We start from the raw sequence: 2,016 nt of genomic DNA on the forward strand, positions 1-2,016 counted from the left end.
CTGAACTCACAAATATCTGGGATGTTATTTTCACGCAAGTTCCTAATTCCTGGATGCAATATGCCGACGACCGATGCGGGGCGCGAGTGTGTCGAGTCAAGCCAATGTAATAGTGGATGTGTCGAAAGCACTATATCGTCAACGGGTGGTAGGTGTTATGGGTGGGAGCTATTCCTCGGCTGCGGGCTAATTACCTTTGAAAATGGAAAAAAGCAGATTTTGTGTATTGATTGACTCGCTTGCTGTCTGAGCTGACTTTTTCTCTGGGATCTATTCCCAACCTTTTATTCAAAATCTCGACTATCCCAATCTCATCTATCAATCCTGCCACAATACCCAGAGGATCTAGATTTTCTAACCCACATTCCGCTAGTTCGATCGCCTAAAAAAATAATAAGCTCGATAATCCTGTCATCTCAACCTTTCGAGCGATTTATCTCCGTCAGGAGAAGGGAGCCGAACTGCCCAGTCCCCCATCCTGCTGCTTTTAGCCAAAAAATCTAGAGTTGAGTCGATCGCGATGTTAAATTGTAAAGAAATGCAAATATAATTAAACTGGAATAAAGCATTAATTCCCACAGTCAATTGTAAAAAGGTAGTACTAATAGATGCGTGTAGCCATTGCAGGAGCAGGTTTAGCTGGACTAGCTTGTGCTAAATATTTATCAGATGCCGGACATACCCCCATCTTGTTTGAAAGTCGGGATGTATTGGGCGGCTTAGTTGCAGCTTGGAAAGATGAAGACGGCGACTGGTATGAAACCGGACTCCATGCCTTCTTTGGGGCTTATCCCAACATGCTCCAATTGATGAAAGAGCTGGGAATCGAAGACCACTTGCAATGGAAAGAACATGCGCTGATTTTTAATCAGCCCGAAAAACCCGGTACTTATTCATATTTCAGCGTTCCAGATATCCCCGCACCGTTTAATGTAATTGCGTCGATTCTGAAGAATAATGACATGCTTACCTGGGAGCAGAAAATTAAATTTGCCCTCGGTTTGTGGCCAGCAGTCTTGCGCGGACGGCAGTATGTCGAAGATATGGATAAGTATAGCTTGCTGGAATGGCTGCGCCGTCAGGGGATCGACGATCGGGTGAATTCAGATATCTTTGTGGCAGCATCTAAAGCTCTGACCTTTATCAATCCTGAAGATGTCTCGGCGACCGTGCCCCTAACGGCAATTAACAAGTTTCTCAAAGAACGCTATGGCTCCAAAATTGCCTTTCTAGATGGGTCGCCGACCGAACGCTTGTGTCAGCCTATCGTAGACCATTTCCAAGCCCGTGGTGGCGAAATTCGGATGGAACGACCGCTCAAACAAATCGTGCTGAATGATGATGGTACGGTTAAGCACTTTGTAATGCGGGGGCTTAATGGCGCAGCAGACGAAATCGTCGTAGCTGATGCTTATGTCTCAGCGATGCCTGTCGATGTCATCAAGACACTGATGCCCGCACCGTGGCGCGAGATTGAGTTCTTTGAAAAAATGCAGGAATTAGAAGGCGTACCAGTCATTAATTTACACCTGTGGTTCGATCGCAAGTTAACCGATATCGACCATCTGCTATTTTCGCGATCGGATATTCTGAGCGTCTATGCCGATATGAGTGTAGCTTGTAAAGAGTACGAAGATCCAGATAAATCGATGCTAGAACTGATTATCGCCCCAGCCAAAGACTGGATCGACAAATCTGATGCGGAAATTGTTGCAGCCACAATGACCGAACTAGAACGTCTGTTTCCTCAACATTTGACTGTCGATAATCCCGCCAAATTACTTAAATCTAAGGTCGTCAAAACACCTAGATCGGTATATACGGCATCTCCGGGGCGACAAGAATGCCGACCCAGCCAATCTACACCAATTTCCAATTTCTTTCTAGCTGGTAGTTATACGATGCAAGAGTATCTGGGGAGTATGGAAGGTGCTGTGCTTTCTGGTAAGCTTGCAGCACGGGAGATCGCGAATTATCAGCCCGCAGTAGCAAAACCACTAGCTACGGCAATTTAGG

At 45.8% G+C, this 2,016-nt stretch carries 1 protein-coding gene and 1 pseudogene; one reads left to right on the forward strand and one right to left on the reverse strand.

Annotated features, from left to right (window positions below; genetic code table 11):
* Positions 1 to 247: 247 nt before the first annotated feature.
* Positions 248 to 379, reverse strand: a pseudogene (locus Q0R35_RS13560) (DUF4277 domain-containing protein); the annotation flags it as partial.
* Between the two features lie 229 nt (positions 380 to 608).
* On the opposite strand from Q0R35_RS13560, the gene pds reads away from it, so the two are divergent.
* Positions 609 to 2,015, forward strand: coding sequence for a 15-cis-phytoene desaturase (pds, locus tag Q0R35_RS13565; RefSeq protein ID WP_295619101.1), 1,407 nt, complete (start codon positions 609 to 611; stop codon positions 2,013 to 2,015).
* Position 2,016: the final 1 nt, after the last annotated feature.

The sequence above is a fragment of the Chamaesiphon sp. GL140_3_metabinner_50 genome, from assembly GCF_025361915.1.
Classification (GTDB): Bacteria; Cyanobacteriota; Cyanobacteriia; order Cyanobacteriales; family Chamaesiphonaceae; genus Chamaesiphon.

Coding starts and splice junctions, on each gene's coding strand:
- pds (WP_295619101.1), top strand. CDS start 609: ATGCGTGTAGCCATTGCAGGAGCAGGTTTAGCTGGACTAGCTTGTGCT.